Origin of the sequence: Phyllobacterium zundukense, from assembly GCF_002764115.1 — a bacterium.
Taxonomy (GTDB): Bacteria; Pseudomonadota; Alphaproteobacteria; order Rhizobiales; family Rhizobiaceae; genus Phyllobacterium; species Phyllobacterium zundukense.
In genome coordinates this window covers 2480442-2497641 of sequence record NZ_CP017940.1, presented here as the reverse complement: position 1 = coordinate 2497641, position 17200 = coordinate 2480442, and the positions used below count along the sequence as shown (strand labels likewise).

Below are 17200 nucleotides of genomic sequence, written 5' to 3'. Positions count from 1 at the left end.
TCTTAGACGTTCTCTGTTGCCCGCGTCGGTATGCGCACGGAAACGATGGTGCCGACACCTTCATGCGAGCGTATCTTGAGCGCTCCGCCATGCAGCTCGGTCAGCGAGCGTGAGATGGCGAGGCCAAGGCCGGATCCCGCATGGGATTTGGTGAACTGGTTGGCCACCTGCTCGAAAGGCTGGCCGATCTTCTTCAGTGCCGATTTCGGAATGCCGCAGCCCGTGTCTTCGATGGTGAAGACAAGCGCGCCAGACACCTTGCGAGCCCGGACAGAAATCCGTCCGCCCGTGTCGGTGAATTTCACTGCATTCGACAGGAGGTTGATCAGGATCTGCTTGATCGCGCGCCGGTCGGCATTGAGCGTAACGCTCTCCGCGATCCTTGTTTCGACCTTCACAGCCTTTTCCTGCGCTTGCAGCGAGACGACACGCACTGTCTCGTGGATCAACGGGCAAAGGTCGATTTCTTCGCGGTCCAGCGAAAAATGTCCGGCTTCGATCTTCGACATGTCGAGGATGTCGTTGATGACGTTGAGGAGATAGTTGCCGCTGGTATGGATGTCGTGGACATATTCCACGTAGCGGTCGGAGCCGAGGGTGCCGAAGGTGCCGGAATGCATAATCTCCGAAAAGCCGATAATGGCGTTGAGCGGTGTGCGCAGCTCATGTGACATGTTGGCGAGGAATTCGGATTTTGCCCGGTTGGCTGCTTCCGCGCGTTCCTTCTCGACGGCATATTTGCTGTTGAGCTCCGTAAGCTCAAGCGTACGCTCGACCTCGGATTTGCGGGCGAGGCTCAAATCATGAATTGTCGCCATCAGGCGGCGCTCGCTGTCGACCAGCCGTTCCTCGTGCACTTTCAACTGGGTAATGTCGGTACCGACGGAAACGAGCCCGCCATCTTGCGTGCGCCGCTCGTTGACCTGCAGCCAGCGGCCATCAGCCAACTGCCGTTCGAAGGTAACAGCGCCATTGCGGCCATTCTCATTGGCCATGCGCTTTTCGAATGCGACGGCGCGGATACGTGGTTCGAGTTCTTCGCGGTTGATGCCGGGCAGCAGGCACTCATTCGCCAGCCCCGAATATTCATTGAACTTGCCGTTCGACATGACGAGACGGTTATCGGCATCCCACAGGACGAAGGTTTCGGAAATGCTCTCGATGGCCTCGCGGATGCGCTGGTCGGCCTGCGCGGTCGCCTGGGCAAAACGGTGCTGTTCGCTGACATCGACGGCGACGCCGACGAGGTGCAAATCGCCGACACTTGCGTCCGCTACCTGTGCACGCACCCGCATCCACACCCAATGGCCTTCCGCATGACGCATGCGGAAAACGCGGTCCATCTGACTGATTTCGCCGGCGGCGACCTGGGCAGCCACGCTGTAGAGCTTGTCGTCATCGGGGTGGATAACGGAGGAGATATCGCCAAGCGAAAGAATCGCGTCATAGGCCTCATAGCCGAGCATTTCATACATGGAGCGCGACCAGTAGACCCGTCCGCGCGCCATGTCCCAATCCCAGAGGCCACAACGGCCACGAGCCAGGGCCGTATCGACCCGCGCCTGAGTATGCTGGTAAAGCGCGTCCGCATCCTGCGCCCGTGCCGCCTGGCTGAAATAGGCATAGAGCACGATCAGCATGATCGTGGCCGTTCCGGCAAACATCGTGACGTTGACGGAGACGACCCTGCGCCAATCGGCGAAAATCGCTTCGACCGGATGCATGACGAAGACCGAGTAGGCATTGTTGCCGGTACGGCTGAAGGCGGCGAGGGCAGGCGTGCCCTCCACCTTCACCGGCATTGCGCCGGCCCGCTCACCAAAGAGAAACAGCGGCTGGCCCTCGGTTACGAAGGTTTCGAGGTTTCTGTCGCGCCAGTGATCATTGCCGTCCGACGAGGCAATGATGTTTGCGTCCTGATTGGCGATGGCAAACCACATCCCGTCGGGGATCAGCTCGTTCGAGCGTATTTCGCTGATGATATTCTGCAGATCGCCGCCGTCGAGTTTCTGGCCGCCATTCATGCGGTTGTCGATGACACTCGCCACATGGCTGGCCGCCATCGACAGCGTTGCGCGGGCGGTGCTTTCCGTATCGTCGCGCCAGGTGAGCAATGACATGGAGCGGACGACGGCAAGGACGAGCAGGAACATGATGATGAGCGGCGGGATTGCCCGGCGCAGATAGGGCTCCGCGGCAAGCAGCTTGCCATAGGCAGGGTCGGCAAGAAGTTTGACGTGGCCGGAAAGCCGGGTGCGCCCCCGCGCAGTGCCCCGATTCTTGGCATACGTCTTCCCAGTCGGCGCGCGATACGCGTCCGCATTTGCCATCGAATGGCCCCCTCATTTGCCTGTATAATCAGTGATTTGCCTCGGCACGCCGCACATCCGAAGCACCTGTAGTGAATCAAAAGTGATTCTGCGTGTCTAGTCCCTTTGTTAAATATTTATCAATACTTGTGGCAGGGCCGATTTGGACGGGATTCATGCCAGCGATTGGAGCCTGAAATGAAAGGGTTCGGTTGCTTTCTGGCATTGAGAATTCGATATAGCGGGCAAAAATATAATACCAGTGTAGATTCTCGAAAAAAAATAAGCGAACGTGATTCCGGGCATGTTTAATGAGAAAGAGACTGGTAACGCCATGGAGCAGGAACGGTTCATCGCGCAGATCAAATCTGGTGTCGATCGTCTCGACAGCGAGATCCCGCAGCACAAGCGGCTCAAGACAAGTCTCCAACGTTTGATTACGGACGAGTCGGTGGAGTGCAGCCCGTTTCTTCCTGCCGAGCGTGTTCTGGCGGACGCACTTTCCCTGTCTCGTGTCACGGTCAGAAAGGCCATCGACCTGCTTGCCGAGGACGGGCTTGTACGACGCCGGCACGGTGCCAAGACCGAGATCAACCGGCCGGTCCAGAAGTCGCTTTCGACACTGGCAAGCTTTTCGGAAGATATGGTGGCACGCGGAATGGAGCCAGGATGTATCTGGATTTCCAAAGAGATAGGCCGTCCATCGCCGGCAGAGGCGATGGCGTTGGGGTTGCCTCCGCATGCGGAAATTGTCCGATTGAAACGTATCCGTACGGCCGATGGCAAACCCGTTGCCTATGAAACTGCAGCCGTGCCAGCGAAGTTTCTGCCGAGCCCGCTTCTTGTCGATCAATCGCTCTACGAAGCGCTGGCGAAACGGCACGCACTGCCGCAGCGCGCCATGCAGCGGCTGCGCTCGCGCCCCGCAACGGCGAAGGACAGCACGCTGCTCGAATGCGCTGTCGGTGCGCCGCTGCTGATTATTGAACGGCTGTGTTTTCTCGCCGACGAGCAGGCGGTCGAATTCACCGAGACGCGCTACCGGGGTGACCTCTATGACTTTGTGGTGGAGCTGAGCAGGTAATACCAGTTTTTAACTGGTTGTATTCTGGTATGGATTGAATATCGTTTGAGCAGAATGAGGAATTCCATGCTGCTCGAAAGTCTGAAGCATAGTCTGATCGTCTCCTGTCAGCCCGTTCCCGGCGGCGCGATGGACGATGCGCAAATCGTTGCAGGCTTTGCGCTTGCGGCGCTGGAGGGTGGCGCTTCGGCGCTGCGCATAGAATCCGTGCCTTATGTCGCTGCCGTAAGGAAAGTGACGGACGCGCCCATCATCGGCATCGTCAAGCGCGACCTCGCGGATTCCCCGGTGCGCATAACGCCATTCGTGGCGGATGCCGAGGCGCTGATTGAAGCTGGAGCTGATATCGTCGCTTTCGACGCGACAGGCCGCACACGTCCGCAAAGCGTTGCCGATATTGTCGCCGCCATTCATGCGCGCGGTGCACTGGCGATGGCGGATTGTGCTCGCCTCGAAGATGCACGCATGGCGCTTTCTGCCGGGGCGGACTGCGTTGGCTCGACGCTATCGGGCTACACAGGAGGGGCTGTTCCGAAAGAGCCGGATTTTGCCCTTGTCGCAGCGATGCGCAAGCTGACGCCATTCGTCATTGCCGAAGGGCGTATCCATTCTCCGCAACAGGCGGCTGAAGCAATCCGGCGTGGGGCGTTCAGTGTCGTGGCCGGATCGGCCATCACCCGTACCGAACATGTTACGTCCTGGTTCAGGCAGGAGATCGAGAAGGCCATAGCAGAAATGACCACTGCTCCGGAGCCAGCGCCGGATCTCAGCCGGACCGTGCTTTCAATCGATATCGGGGGCACCAAGATACTGGCGACCCTGATCAAAAATGGCTGGATTTTGCGAGAGGCGGAGTTTCCGACCGAGCCCGGCATGGGCCCGGACTGCTGGATAGCGGCGATTGCCGATCGGGTGGCGGACTGGCGCGGCAGCTATGGTCAAATCGCCGTTGCCGCCACCGGATTGATCCATCAGGGTCACTGGTCGGCACTCAATCCGGCAACGCTGGCCATTCCCGATGCCTATCCGCTGGAAGCTCGTCTGCGCGACACTTTCGGCGTTGCCGCGCTCGCCATCAATGATGCCCAGGCTGCCGCCTGGGGTGAATATCGGCGTGGAGCAGGTAATGGCAAGGACATGGTGTTCCTGACGATTTCAACCGGGATCGGCGGTGGGGTCATCGTCAATGGCCAGCTGCTGCAGGGGATGGCCGGTCATTTCGGTCAATGGCGCGGTCCGTCCGGAAATTCTCATGAGCCGCTTGAGGATCGGGTTTCCGGGCACTTCATGGCGTCGGAAGCCGCCAAGGCGGGGCACGCGGTCCATGCGCCGGATATTTTTGCGGCGGCACGGGAAGGAGAGGCCTGGGCTTCGGCGATTATCGCCGCCTCCGCCAAGCGGGTGGCCTTGCTCTGTCAGGATATCCAGTTTGCGCTTGACCCTGCCACCATCGTCATCGGCGGCGGCATCGGCCTTGCCGATGGCTTTATCGATCACGTTCAAAGCGAGCTCTCTGTTTTGAACGACACGCTGCTCCCGGTAATCGCCCGCGCAAAGCTCGGACGCTATGCGGGGGTCATCGGAGCGGCGGACCTTGCAATCACCAGATCTGTAATACTTGGCAACAATAAATAGGGGAACATAAAATGCTGAAATTTTTGAAGATCATGTCCTCCGCCCTCGCTTTGCTGGCCATGACCGCAGGCGCAAATGCAACGGTCACCGTACTGGGCTGGCCCGGCGGATCCGAGGAGACAGCGCTTCGTGCGGTCGCGGAGGCTTACAATGCGCGTGAGGGAGTCAGTGCCGAAGACAAGGTCGAACTTCTGTTTTTCAGCCGCGACGGCTTCTACGACAAGTTGCAGGCGGATATGGCGGCCGGCTCCGACGCCTTCGACATCAATCTCCTGGCGACCTATACGATCGGCCGCTATGCCCCCTATATGGAGCCGGTCGAGCTTGGACCGGAGGCAGTCAAGGTATTTGGCGAATCCGTCCTGAAGACGATGCAATTCGATGGCAAGCAGTATGGCGTGCCGACCGATCTTTCACTGCACTTCATGTATTATCGCAAGGATCTCATCGATGCGCTGATGGCCGACGAAGCGGCAAAGGCGACCTATGGCGAGATAAGCCAGAAATATCTCGGCAAGACGCTGGCGCCCAAGGCGCCGGAAGAGTGGACCTGGGAAGACTGGGCCGCAACGGCGCTCTATTTCACCAAAGCGGTCAATCCGGATAGTCCGGTCCGTTATGGTACTGTTCTGCAGCTGAAAAACCTGCTTTTCAACATCATGGTGTGGCAATCCGTGGCTCGCGCCTATGGTGGTGACTGGATGGACGCATCGGGCAACGTCACGGTCGATTCTCCCGCCTACCGCAGTGCGCTCGAACTCTACAACACGCTCTATCAGGCGGGCGCCTCGCCCAAGGATTCCCTGTCCTACGAATATGCCGAAACCAACGCCGCCTTCGCCTCCGGTCAGGCGGCGACCGCTTTGCAATGGAACGCTGCAGCGAGTGAATTGACGGATCCCGGCAAGTCGCCGGTCATAGCTGAATCCGTAGGAATTGTTCCGCCACCATCAGGTCCGGCGGGAAGGGCCGATCATATCCACGGGCTCGGCCTTGGCATCAACAAGAATGCCAAGAACAAGCCTGGAGCGGTCAAGTTCCTGCAATGGCTGGGCAGCGAAGACGCGGCTCTGCTTTACGCCCGCAAGGGCGGCTCGCCTGCTTTGGCGCCGGATGTTGTTGCAAAGGTTTCCGCAGACCGGCCAGATCTCGTGAAGCTCGGCGAATATGCCGGTGCCTATGGCTATGTCATGAATGGCGGAACGTCCGCCAATGCGTTCGCCATCTATGAACTGCAGGCAAAGGAATTCACCGGATACTGGTCGGGGCAACAGACCCTGGATCAGGCGCTGAGCAACACGAAGGCGGCAATGGAAAAGCTTTTGAAGCAGTAGCGGTAGCGGTATCGAGGGGCGAAATAATGGTCGGGGGCTCCAGCAACATCGGATGGAAACTCTTTTTGACGCCCCTCGTGGGTTTCCTCCTGCTGTTTCTGGGTTTCCCCGTCATCATCGACCTCGTCTACAGCATTTCGAAGGTCAATTTCGAAAGCCTCCGCAATCCCGTTCCAAACGGGTTTGAGAATTATGGGGAAGTTCTGGGAGACCGGCAGTTCTGGCGCGCTTCGTGGTTTTCCCTGCGCTTCGGCATCATAACCGCATTGGCGCAATGCCTTCTCGGCCTGTGCCTTGCGGTGTTCCTGTCGCCGCTCATCGAGAAGCGCGCCTGGCTCATGGCGCCGCTGATGCTGCCGTTGATGGTAGCGCCAGCAATGGTCGGATTGATGTACAGGCTTGTCCTGCACGAATTTGTCGGGCCGGTTCCGTACTATCTCTATATGTGGTTTGGCGACAGTCCGGCCTTCCTCAATGCGGATAACAGTTTCTGGACCCTGGTCGTGGTCGAGACCTTGCAGTGGACGCCTTTTGCCTTCCTGCTTTTCTATACCGCCTATCAGGCGATCTCCCCGGAGATACGCAAGGCAGCCTCGATGGATGGAGCCTCGGCGTTCCAGATATTGAGATTCATCGAGTTGCCGTTGATGCGGCCAACCTTGCTTGTCGGCTTTTTCATCCGCTTCATCGACGGATTCCGTGTCTTCGACAATGTCTATACGTTGACCGGCAGTGGGCCCGGCGGCTCCACCGCTTCGCTCCCAATCTATATTTACGAAACCTTTTTCAAGCAGGGCGCGATAGGCAAGGCCATCGCTGCCTCGATTATCCTCTTCCTCGTTTCGTTCGCCGTTCTCTACGGCCTAAACTGGCTCGGAAGCCGGGAAAAGGCGGTGGCTCGATGATGAATTTCCTGCGATGGATCGTGTTTTGCGCTGCGGCAATCGTTCTGAATTTTCCGGTGATTGTCACCCTGATCACGTCTTTCAAGAGCGCCAGGGAAATATCCAGCAATCCCGGGTTCTGGATCAAGGCGCCGACGCTCGACAATTATGCGCAGGTGCTGCAAGTGACGGATCGGCTGAACATATTCGCCTATCTGTTCAACAGCCTGGCGGTATCGTTGATCGGCACAGTTCTGGCACTGGTCCTGACATTTCCCGCAGCCTACGCGATTGCCAGAAGCGGATATGGGCGCAAGACGCTTCTGCCTGTCATCATCAACTTGCGTGCCGTGCCGCTGATCATCTTCGCCATACCGATCTACATGATGTTTCAGTTCGTCGGCCTTCTGGACACGAGGCTTGGCCTCGGGCTGATCCTTGCAATCGTCAATTTGCCCCTGTCATTGATCATTCTCGTCAATGCTCTTTCCGAAGTTCCCGGGGAAATCGATGCGGCCGCGGCCATGGACGGCGCCAATAGCTGGCAGATCATGCGCAGGATCATGCTGCCGATCTGCAGGCCGGCTTTGATAACCGCCTTCATATTCGGCTTCATCACCGCGTGGAACGAGTTTCTCTTCGGCTTGATGCTGACAACGAACAAGGCCGTGCCAATGACCGTGGGCGCATCCTTTTTCTTCGCCGCCAGCGGCGGTGGCGTGCAGTGGGGCGCGGCGTCTGCCGTGATGATTGTCGGCGCGTTACCGCCCATGCTGATCGGACTGATGATGTACCGCCAGATCAGCGGCTCCATGACAGCCGGCGCGGTCAAGGGCTGACAGTCTGCTCAATTACCCCCGGGTGATGCCCGAGGGTAGGCGTGATAAGGCTCTAAGCCAACGTCCTCTCGACGATATCCCGCACATCCGTCGACAGGCCGGTGACGGTCGCGATGGTTGCCAGCGCTTCGCGGGCATGTTCGCGGCGTACCGGTTCGAAGGACCGCCAGGAACGCATCGCGGTCAAAAGCCGCGCGGCGAGCTGCGGGTTCTTCTTGTCGATCGTCAGGACAGTCTCGGCAAAGAACCTGTACCCATGGCCGTCGGCACGGTTGAAACCGGTCTGATTGCCGCTGGAAAACGCACCGATCAGCGCGCGGGTACGGTTTGGATTGTCGAGCGAGAACAGCTTGTGGGTCATCAGGCCGCGCACCTTGCCCAGCGCTTCGCTTCCGGGTTGCATTGCCTGCACGACGAACCACTTGTCCATGACCAGCGGATCGTTGCCGAAGCGCTCTTCGAAGGCACGAAGCGCCTCGCAGGTCGCATCGGTGCCGCCGAAGCGCTGGACGAGCACGCCGAGCGCGGCCGCCCTGTCGGTCATGTTGTCCGCATGCTTGAACTGCGCGGCGGCCAGCTTCGGCGTACCCTGGGCGACGCTGCGATAGTCGAGCAGCACATTGCGCAATGCCCGGCGCCCGGCACTGGCCGCATCTGGCTGGAAGGGACCAGTCTGGTCGAGGTCGTCATAGAGCTCCGCAAATCGTTCCGCATGGGCTTTGGCCACTGCGCTGACGAGTGCGTCGCGGCTGCCAAGGATCGCATCCGGATCGATATTAGCGCCCAGTTCGCGCGCAATGTCGCTCTCTGAGGGGATGCTCAGGCTTAGCGCCCGGAACGCTTCGTCCAGAGCTGGATTGAAGGCGATCTCCCCGAGCAATTTGATCGATGAGTTTTCGATGGTTGCCGGTTTGCCGCCGCGAACCCGTTTCGAATTGCTGGTCAGCTTGGCGTTCAGAAGCTGGGTGAGGGCCTGCCACCGTGTAACCTCATCGCCATCATTGCGGGCGAGGAAGACGAGGTCTGACCTTGTCAATTCGCTGGTCAGCGTCACAGGCGCGGAAAAGCCGCGTAGCAGCGACGGCACCGGGCGCTCGGAAATGCCGGAAAAGCTGAAGCGCTCCTTGCGTTTGCGCAAGTGGATCACATCGTCCTTGACCAGCCCGCCCTTGGCCGATCGCGGCTTGAGCTCACGGCCCTTGGCGCCGAGCAGCGCAAACTGCACCGGAATATGCATCGGCTTCTTCGAAGGCTGGCCCGGCGTCGGCTTGATGGACTGCTCGATCTCGATCTCGAAGGTCTTGGTCGCAGGATCGTAATCATAGGTGATGGCCAGGTTGGGCGTGCCGGCCTGGTCGTACCAGAATGCAAACTGGCTCAGGTCCTCGCCGGACGCATCCTCGAATACCTTGATGAAGTCCTCGATGGTCGCCGCATCGCCGTCATGGCGCTCAAAATAGAGATCCATGCCCTTGCGGAAGAGCTCCGGTCCCAGAATGGTACGGATCATGCGTACGACCTCGGAGCCCTTCTCGTAGACGGTCGAGGTGTAGAAATTGTTGATCTCGCGGAACTGGCGCGGGCGGACCGGATGGGCGAGGGGACCCGCATCCTCCGGGAACTGATGCGCCTTGAGCCCTTTCACTTCAGCGATGCGCTTGACCGGACGCGAGCGCATGTCGGCCGAAAACTCATGATCGCGGTAAACGGTCAGCCCTTCCTTCAGGCAAAGCTGGAACCAGTCGCGGCAAGTGATTCTGTTTCCTGTCCAATTGTGGAAATATTCATGGGCGATGACGGCTTCAATCCCGGCGTAATCGGTGTCGGTCGCAGTGTCGGGATCGGCCAGCACATATTTGTCATTGAAGACGTTGAGACCCTTGTTCTCCATCGCGCCCATGTTGAAATCGGAAACCGCCACGACGTTGAACACGTCGAGATCATATTCGCGGCCGAAGACCTCCTCGTCCCACTTCATCGAACGCTTCAGCGCATCCATGGCATAGAGCGCCCGCGGTTCCTTGCCATGTTCGACATAGATGCCGAGATCGACATGGCGGCCGGAAGCTGTGGTGAATGTGTCCTTGATCAAGCCGAGATCGCCAGCGACAAGCGCGAACAGATAGGCGGGTTTTGGATGCGGATCGTGCCAGACGGCAAAGTGGCGGCCATTGGTAAGCGTACCCTTATCTTTTGGGTTGCCGTTCGACAGAAGCAAAGGCGCTTCGCTGCGCTCGGCTTCGATGCGCACCGTATAGACGGAGAGCAGGTCGGGCCTGTCGAGGAAATAGGTGATACGGCGAAAGCCTTCGGCCTCGCACTGCGTGCAGTAGACGTTGCTCGACCGGTAGAGGCCGGTCAGCTGCCGGTTGGTGGACGGGTTGATCTCAGTGGTGAGTTCGAGCGTGAAGGCGCCGCTTTCGGGCAGGCCGCGAATCTCCAGGCGGTCCGGTGTCGCTACATAGGTATTGTCGCCGAGAGGGGCGCCATCGATACGGATGTCGACGAGGTTGAGTTCATCCCCGTCCAGGACGAGAGGCGCGTCTGCGGCAGTGCCCTGCCTGCGCTCGATACGCAATGTGGATTTGACGATGCTGCGCTCGGGATGGAGTGCAAAATCCAGATGGGTTTCAGGGATGAGGAAATCGGTTGGCTTGTAATCTTCCAGATGAAAAACCTGGCCGGTATCGGTACGCATCGTCTAACTGTCCTTTATGTGGTGCCGGAACCTACCCGCCTTTTTGATCCTGCACAACAAATCCCATTTGTTCACCCGATTGTTTGTCCGAAAAATGCAACGTGATCGATTACTGTCTGGCGCGGCTGTTTAAACCAGCCTAAAGATATATCAGTTTACAATTCCGTACTGAATCGTCTCTTTCCTCAAGGATTTTCCAACCGTGGCTTCCATTGTTCACCAGCGTGACGGTGAACCGCCTGTCGCAGACGGCGTGCGTACTTCCAACACCATGCTTGGAATTGGTCTGAAGATCGCTTCAGTCTGCGTGTTCGTCTGCATGTCCAGCCTGCTGAAAGCCTCGGATGGAATTCCGGCCGGTCAGCTGGTGTTCTTCCGTTCCTTTTTCGCGATCTTCCCGGTCGTCGCCTTCATTGCCTGGCAAGGCAAGATGGCGGTGGCGTTCAAGACCTCCGAGCCCTTCAGTCATCTCTGGCGCGGCTTTGTCGGCGTAAGCGCCATGAGTCTGACATTCTATGGCCTGACCAAGCTGCCGCTGCCGGAGTCGATCGCGATCAGCTATGCGACCCCGCTGCTGACTGTCGTGTGCAGCGCCATCTTTCTGCATGAGACGGTGCGGCTCTACCGCTGGTCTGCCGTGTGTTTCGGCCTGATCGGCGTCCTGATCATTCTCTGGCCGCGCATGTCGTTTTTCACCGGCGAAACCGAATTTGGCGGCGATCAGGCCATTGGCGCGCTCGCCACATTAGGCGGTTCGGCGTTCGCCGCCGTCGCCATGCTGCTGGTGCGCAAACTGGTGCAGACCGAGCGCACGCCAACCATCGTCGTCTATTTTTCCATTTCATCGAGTTTGATTGCCCTGGTCAGTCTTCCGTTCGGCTGGGCCTGGCCGACTCCCTTTCAGGCAACCTGCCTGGTCATGGCGGGAATCGCCGGCGGTGTGGCGCAGATCCTTCTGACGGAAAGCTATCGCCACGCCGACATGTCGGCGATCGCGCCGTTTGAATATACGTCCATGCTCCTCGGCATCGTTATTGGCTATCTGCTGTTCGGCGACGTACCGACCGCCGAAATGATTACGGGTGCAATCATCGTCATCAGCGCCGGGATTTTCATCATCTACCGCGAACACAGGCTGGGCCTTGCCCGGGCAAGAGCGCGCAAGGCATCGACACCGCAAGGCTGACTATTCTTCCTACTACTCCTCCTGGGCGGCGGCTTCGCTCAAGGGATGCAGCTGGAATGTCTCCGGCGTTTGCGGTCTGTCATGCGGACGGATGGCGAAATCGGGCCGCTCCGAGGGCGCTTGCGATGCACGGCGCAGGCTGCGCCAGAACGCATAGGAGGCGTAAGCCGCATAGCTGCCGGCCATGGTAACGAAGAATCCGGATGGGCCGTTCAGGTCCATCAGTCGCCCGGCGATCTGGGGCCCGATCATGCTGCCAATGCCATAGACAATCAGCAAGCCACTCGAAATCTTCACGAACTCGCTTGGCTCGGCGAAATCGTTGGCATGGGCGACATTGAGCGAATAGATCGGAAACAGGACGGTCCCGAAGGTAAACATCAGCGTATAGATTACCCATGGCGTAGTGGGTTGGATCATGATCATCGTCAGTGAGATCGCGACGCCGCCGATGCCCGCAACGACCATCACGTAGCGCCGGTCGACGAAATCCGAAATGCGGCCGATCGGATACTGGAAAATCGCTCCGCCGATCATCGAGCTCGCGATCATTGTGGCGATACCGAAGGTCGACAGGCCTATGTCGCGTCCGTAGACGGCGGACAGGAAGTTCCAAGCACCAGCGATAATCCCTGCAAGCAGAGAGCCGATCAGCGCGGCGGGCGATTTGCGATAAAGTCCGGGAAGGTCGAGTGACACCTGCGTCAGCGGGCGGGGTGACTGCGCGTTGGAGAGACCTGTCGGCACCAGCGCCCCCGCATAGATCAGTGCCCCGATCATGAACAACGCCTGCGTCGCAGGATCGCCAAAGGGCAGGATGTATTGGCCGACAAGAAGCCCGATCATCGAAACGATCATGTAGATCGAGAACACCATACCGCGGGTCGAGTTGGTGACGCGCTCGTTCAGCCAGCTCTCGATGACCATGTAGCTGCCTGCGAGCGAAAAGCCGGCCAATGCGCGAAACAGGGTCCAGGCCCAGGGGTTGATGATCAGCCCGTGCAACAGCATCGACATGCTCAAAAGGGTCAGCAGAACGGCGAAGACGCGTACATGGCCGACACGCCGCACCAGACGCGGGACGACGATGCAGCCAGCAGTGAAGGCCAGGGCGTAACCGGTGCCAAGCCAGCCGATCGTGGTCGGCGACCAGCCTTCCATGCCGGCGCGCAAAGGCAGCAGAATTCCTGCCAGGCCTCCTGCCGTCAGCATCAGGAACGTGCTGGTCAATAGTGCCGTAATCGGCAAGAGCTGGCGAAACATATGCGTATCCTGTGTTTCAGTATCTGAAACTACAGGTTTCGATTGGCTCGCAAGCCAGAGATTACGACACTGCCATTCCAGTTTTGCGCCAAGAGTTGGCGGAAGGCCTATGGATTATTCCGCCAGCGCACGCAACCGCATTTTGACGCTGACGAAATCGCGCCAGGCAAAGCGTTTCTGCGCCGCATTGCGCAGGAGATAGGCGGGATGCAGCGTCGGCATGACGGGGATCTCGATTCCCGAGGCAGTCACGTGGGTTTTCCAGTTGCCGCGCAGGCGCAAAATGCCTTCCGTCGCGTTGGTCAATGCTTTGGCCGCCGGACCACCGAGTGCAACCAGCAGTTTCGGGTTGGCGAGTTCAATCTGACGCTCGAAGAATGGGCGGCAAATCTCGGTTTCGAGCGGTGTCGGTGTGCGGTTGCCCGGCGGGCGCCAGGGGATAGTGTTGGCAATGTAGACGCTGGTGCGGTCGAGACCGATGGCGGTGAACATGCGGTCGAGCAATTGTCCCGAGCGGCCTATGAAGGGCACGCCCTCAAGATCCTCCTCGCGTCCCGGCGCCTCGCCGACGAACATGATCGAGGCGTTCGGATTGCCATCGGCGAAGACAAGGTTCTTGGCGGTGAATTTGAGATTGCAGCCGTCAAAGGCGCCAAGCTGCTCGCGCAGTTCGTCCAGCGTCGCAGCGCCTGAAGCAAGCTGCCGCGCCATGGCGATCTTGGCATCGTCCGGAACCGAAGCCTTTGTCAGGGGCGCTGGAGCGGGCTGGCTTGGCTGTGGCCTTTCGGGCTGCTGCTGCGGGGCAGGGGCTCTTTGCGCTGGGGCCGCGGGCGGCGTCGCCACGCGTTTTGCTTCAACCTGCGAAAAGCGGTTGACCGGCACGTCTTCGAGCGGCGTATCAACGCCGGCCTCGGCATAGAAGTGCAGCAGTTCGCGCAGGTCAGACAATGGGCAATCCTTTGGGCTCGCAACTGAAGTCGCAAATTGCACGAGCTAATGCAAGGTCAGGAGGACGGAATGCGCGGATCCTGCACCAGATAAAAGGTGCGCTTGGGGGTAAAGTCGGCAACAGGGAACTCAAATGTCGCGTTCGCACCGGGATCAACCTGGCCGCCACGGAAAACCATGCGGTCATAGGGTTCGAAATCATCGTTGAATTCGCGAAAGCCAGTGGAATGGATCATACCCGTCTTGTCGCCGGGCTGATAGAAAGACAGGCCGTCACCGTAGTCGCTTGGTACGTGCAATTGTTCCTGCAGCTCGAATTCGAACTCGATCCACGGGTGGCCGCTGCCATTGATCGCCTGAACCCGCAAATAGAACAGGATGCCGACGTCCTCGCTCGGATTCGCCAGCGCGATCCTTTCCGTGCGAATGACGAGGGTCGTGGGCGTGGCGGAATCGAATTCTTCGGTAATGACGATCGGGTCGTCGATTGTGCCTTTGCCGCTGATCGCGCGAATGGTGAAGCCACCGAGTTCATCGGAAAAGGAGTAGGGGCCAGCCGTCCAAAGCTCGGGCTCCTCGCCTGCTATCCCCTCTGACGCAAAATCAGTGAAAAGCACGCAGATGGCAAAGAAGCCATAGAGCATCCAGATCACCCGGGGCAGTTTCATCCGGTCTCCAATCGGTTTGCGATGGACCAGCAGTCGGTCGTATAAGCATCAAATTCAATAACCGGAGTATGAACCAATTGTGCAAAGGCGCAACTATCAGGCGCGCAACTGTAGGGGTGAAATTATTGACGTTTACGTTAAGGTAAATTATGAAAATCGACGATCGTCGTAGGATGAGGGCAATTGGCCGCATCTGGAATGCGTACTACCCACTGTCATACGGCTATTGTTGCGCTACAAATCGGAAAAACGCGGGCTCAATCGTGTTTGCGGGGCATTCAGGAGGACATTATGAGCGAAACAATCGAACTTCCAGAGCGGGAGAGCATGGAGTTTGATGTTGTGATTGTTGGAGGAGGGCCGTCCGGCCTCTCCGCAGCTATCAGGCTCAAGCAGATCAATCCTGAACTCTCCGTTGTTGTCCTGGAAAAGGGCAGCGAAATCGGTGCGCATATTCTTTCCGGCGCCGTGGTCGATCCGATTGGCGTCGACAAGCTTCTGCCGGGCTGGCGCGACGAGGAGGGGCATCCTTTCAAGACGCCGGTGACTGCAGATCATTTCCTCGTGCTTGGTCACTCCGGTTCAATACGATTGCCCAATTTCGCCATGCCGCCGCTGATGAACAATCATGGCAATTTCATCGTCTCGCTGGGCAATGTCTGCCGCTGGCTCGGCACCAAGGCGGAGGAACTCGGCGTCGAAATCTATCCGGGCTTTGCCGGTTCCGACGTGCTCTACGACGAACAGGGTGCGGTCATCGGCGTGGCCACGGGCGACATGGGCATCGAGAAGGACGGAACGCATGGTCCTGCCTATACGCGCGGCATGGCGCTCCTCGGCAAATATGTGCTGATCGCGGAAGGCGCTCGCGGCTCGCTCGCCAAGCAGCTGATCAACACCTTCAAGCTCGATGAGGGCAAGGAGCCTGCGAAGTACGGTATCGGACTGAAGGAACTCTGGCAGATCGATCCGGCCAAGCACAAGCTCGGTCTGGTGCAGCACTCGTTCGGCTGGCCCCTGGATATGAAGACCGGCGGTGGATCGTTCCTCTATCATCTCGAGGACAACACGGTGGCCGTCGGCTTCGTCATGCACCTCAACTACAAGAATCCTTACCTGTCGCCGTTCGAGGAATTCCAGCGCTTCAAAACCCACCCCGCTATTCGCGGCGTCTTCGAGGGCGGCAAGCGCCTGGGTTACGGTGCGCGTGCGATTACCGAAGGCGGCTGGCAGTCAGTGCCGAAACTGTCCTTCCCGGGCGGAGCGCTGCTCGGCTGCTCGGCCGGTTTTGTCAACGTGCCGCGCATCAAGGGCTCGCACAACGCCATGCTCTCGGGCATGCTGGCAGCCGAACATGTGGCGGAAGCGATTGCCGCCGGTCGCGCCAATGACGAGTTGATCTCGTACGAGAATGCCTGGCGCTCAAGCGAAATCGGCAAGGACCTGAAGCGGGTCCGCAACGTCAAGCCCATGTGGTCGAAACTCGGCACAGTCGGGGGCGTCGTTCTTGGCGGCCTCGACATGTGGCTCAACACGATTTTCGGCGGCTGGTCACCTTTCGGCACGTGGAAACATGGCAAAACGGATGCGGCGTCGCTCGAACCTGCGAGCAAACATTCCCCCATTGCCTATCCGAAACCGGATGGTGTCCTGACCTTCGACCGCCTGTCCTCCGTGTTCCTGTCGAACACCAACCACGAGGAAAACGAGCCGGTCCATCTGATCGTCAAGGATCCGGCGCTGCAGAAATCCTCCGAGCTCGAAATCTATGAGGGGCCGTCGACACGCTATTGCCCGGCAGGCGTCTACGAGTGGGTCGAGGAGGCGACCGGGCCGAAATTCGTGATCAACGCGCAGAACTGCGTCCACTGCAAGACCTGCGATATCAAGGATCCCAACCAGAATATCAACTGGGTGCCGCCGCAGGGCGGCGAGGGACCCGTCTATACCAATATGTGATTGAAAAGCCCGGCATTGTGTCGGGCTTTTTAATCTTGATCCCATGCGCCGCCCGAAACCTCGTAGGAGTTCCTTATGATCACCTGCTATCTGAAATATGTCATCGATCCCTACAAGATCGCCGAATTCGAGGAATATGGCCGTCGCTGGATTGGCCTCGTCAACCGGCTGGGCGGTACCCATCATGGCTATTTTCTGCCGAGCGAGGGTGCGAGCAACATCGCCTACGCCATGTTCAGTTTCCCAAGCCTTGCCGCCTATGAAGATTACCGCCAGCGCATGGCGAACGACCCGGAGTGCCAGGAAGTATTCGAAATCGAAAAGCGCAATCGCAGCATTGTCAGCTATGAGCGCAGCTTCCTGCGCCCGGTATTCGAATAGGCGATCGATACC

At 58.8% G+C, this 17200-nt stretch carries 13 protein-coding genes; 8 read left to right on the top strand and 5 right to left on the bottom strand.

Going from position 1 to position 17200, the window contains the following annotated elements; genetic code table 11:
• Window positions 1-2: 2 nt before the first annotated feature.
• Window positions 3-2330: a PAS domain-containing sensor histidine kinase gene (locus tag BLM14_RS12570; RefSeq protein WP_099999671.1), complete on the bottom strand. Its 2328-nt coding sequence runs from the start codon at window positions 2328-2330 to the stop codon at window positions 3-5.
• 283 nt (window positions 2331-2613) lie between these two features.
• Here BLM14_RS12570 and BLM14_RS12565 point away from each other — a divergent pair, with 283 nt between their 5' ends.
• The 5 genes from BLM14_RS12565 to BLM14_RS12545 all read left to right on the top strand — a co-directional run bounded on the left by BLM14_RS12565 (window position 2614) and on the right by BLM14_RS12545 (window position 8085).
• Window positions 2614-3393 (top strand): GntR family transcriptional regulator, encoded by a 780-nt coding sequence (locus BLM14_RS12565; RefSeq protein ID WP_237143352.1) that lies wholly within the window; start codon window positions 2614-2616, stop codon window positions 3391-3393.
• 66 nt (window positions 3394-3459) lie between these two features.
• A complete protein-coding gene (locus BLM14_RS12560) occupies window positions 3460-5028 on the top strand; it encodes a putative N-acetylmannosamine-6-phosphate 2-epimerase (RefSeq protein ID WP_099999669.1) in 1569 nt (522 codons plus the stop codon).
• Between the two features lie 11 nt (window positions 5029-5039).
• The gene (locus BLM14_RS12555) at window positions 5040-6362 is read left to right on the top strand and encodes an ABC transporter substrate-binding protein (RefSeq protein WP_162293154.1); all 1323 of its coding nucleotides are present in this window, start codon (window positions 5040-5042) and stop codon (window positions 6360-6362) included.
• A gap of 26 nt (window positions 6363-6388) precedes the next feature.
• Window positions 6389-7267, top strand: coding sequence for a carbohydrate ABC transporter permease (locus BLM14_RS12550; protein WP_099999668.1), 879 nt, complete (start codon window positions 6389-6391; stop codon window positions 7265-7267).
• The gene (locus tag BLM14_RS12545) at window positions 7264-8085 is read left to right on the top strand and encodes a carbohydrate ABC transporter permease (protein ID WP_099999667.1); all 822 of its coding nucleotides are present in this window, start codon (window positions 7264-7266) and stop codon (window positions 8083-8085) included. Before BLM14_RS12550 ends, BLM14_RS12545 begins: the two co-directional genes overlap by 4 nt.
• A 52-nt stretch (window positions 8086-8137) precedes the next feature.
• Here BLM14_RS12545 and pepN read toward each other — a convergent pair whose 3' ends face one another.
• Window positions 8138-10783, bottom strand: coding sequence for an aminopeptidase N (gene pepN / locus BLM14_RS12540; RefSeq protein WP_099999666.1), 2646 nt, complete (start codon window positions 10781-10783; stop codon window positions 8138-8140).
• A 271-nt stretch (window positions 10784-11054) separates the two neighbouring features.
• On the opposite strand from pepN, the gene BLM14_RS12535 reads away from it, so the two are divergent.
• Entirely contained in the window at window positions 11055-11969 is a 915-nt protein-coding gene (locus BLM14_RS12535) for a DMT family transporter (RefSeq protein ID WP_100001266.1), read from the top strand.
• A gap of 12 nt (window positions 11970-11981) precedes the next feature.
• Here the strand turns inward: BLM14_RS12535 and BLM14_RS12530 are convergent, their stop codons facing one another.
• From BLM14_RS12530 to BLM14_RS12520, 3 genes are all read right to left on the bottom strand, one after another.
• On the bottom strand, window positions 11982-13232 hold the full coding sequence (locus BLM14_RS12530; RefSeq protein WP_099999665.1) for an MFS transporter: 1251 nt from the start codon (window positions 13230-13232) through the stop codon (window positions 11982-11984).
• A gap of 114 nt (window positions 13233-13346) precedes the next feature.
• Complete coding sequence (locus BLM14_RS12525; protein ID WP_099999664.1) at window positions 13347-14180, bottom strand: uracil-DNA glycosylase; 834 nt, start codon at window positions 14178-14180, stop codon at window positions 13347-13349.
• Between the two features lie 56 nt (window positions 14181-14236).
• Window positions 14237-14848, bottom strand: a complete 612-nt coding sequence (locus BLM14_RS12520) for a hypothetical protein (RefSeq protein WP_237143351.1) — start codon at window positions 14846-14848, stop codon at window positions 14237-14239.
• A gap of 291 nt (window positions 14849-15139) precedes the next feature.
• Here BLM14_RS12520 and BLM14_RS12515 point away from each other — a divergent pair, with 291 nt between their 5' ends.
• On the top strand, window positions 15140-16807 hold the full coding sequence (locus BLM14_RS12515) for an electron transfer flavoprotein-ubiquinone oxidoreductase (protein WP_099999663.1): 1668 nt from the start codon (window positions 15140-15142) through the stop codon (window positions 16805-16807).
• Window positions 16808-16882: 75 nt separating this feature from the next.
• Window positions 16883-17188, top strand: a complete 306-nt coding sequence (locus tag BLM14_RS12510; RefSeq protein ID WP_099999662.1) for an NIPSNAP family protein — start codon at window positions 16883-16885, stop codon at window positions 17186-17188.
• Window positions 17189-17200: the final 12 nt, after the last annotated feature.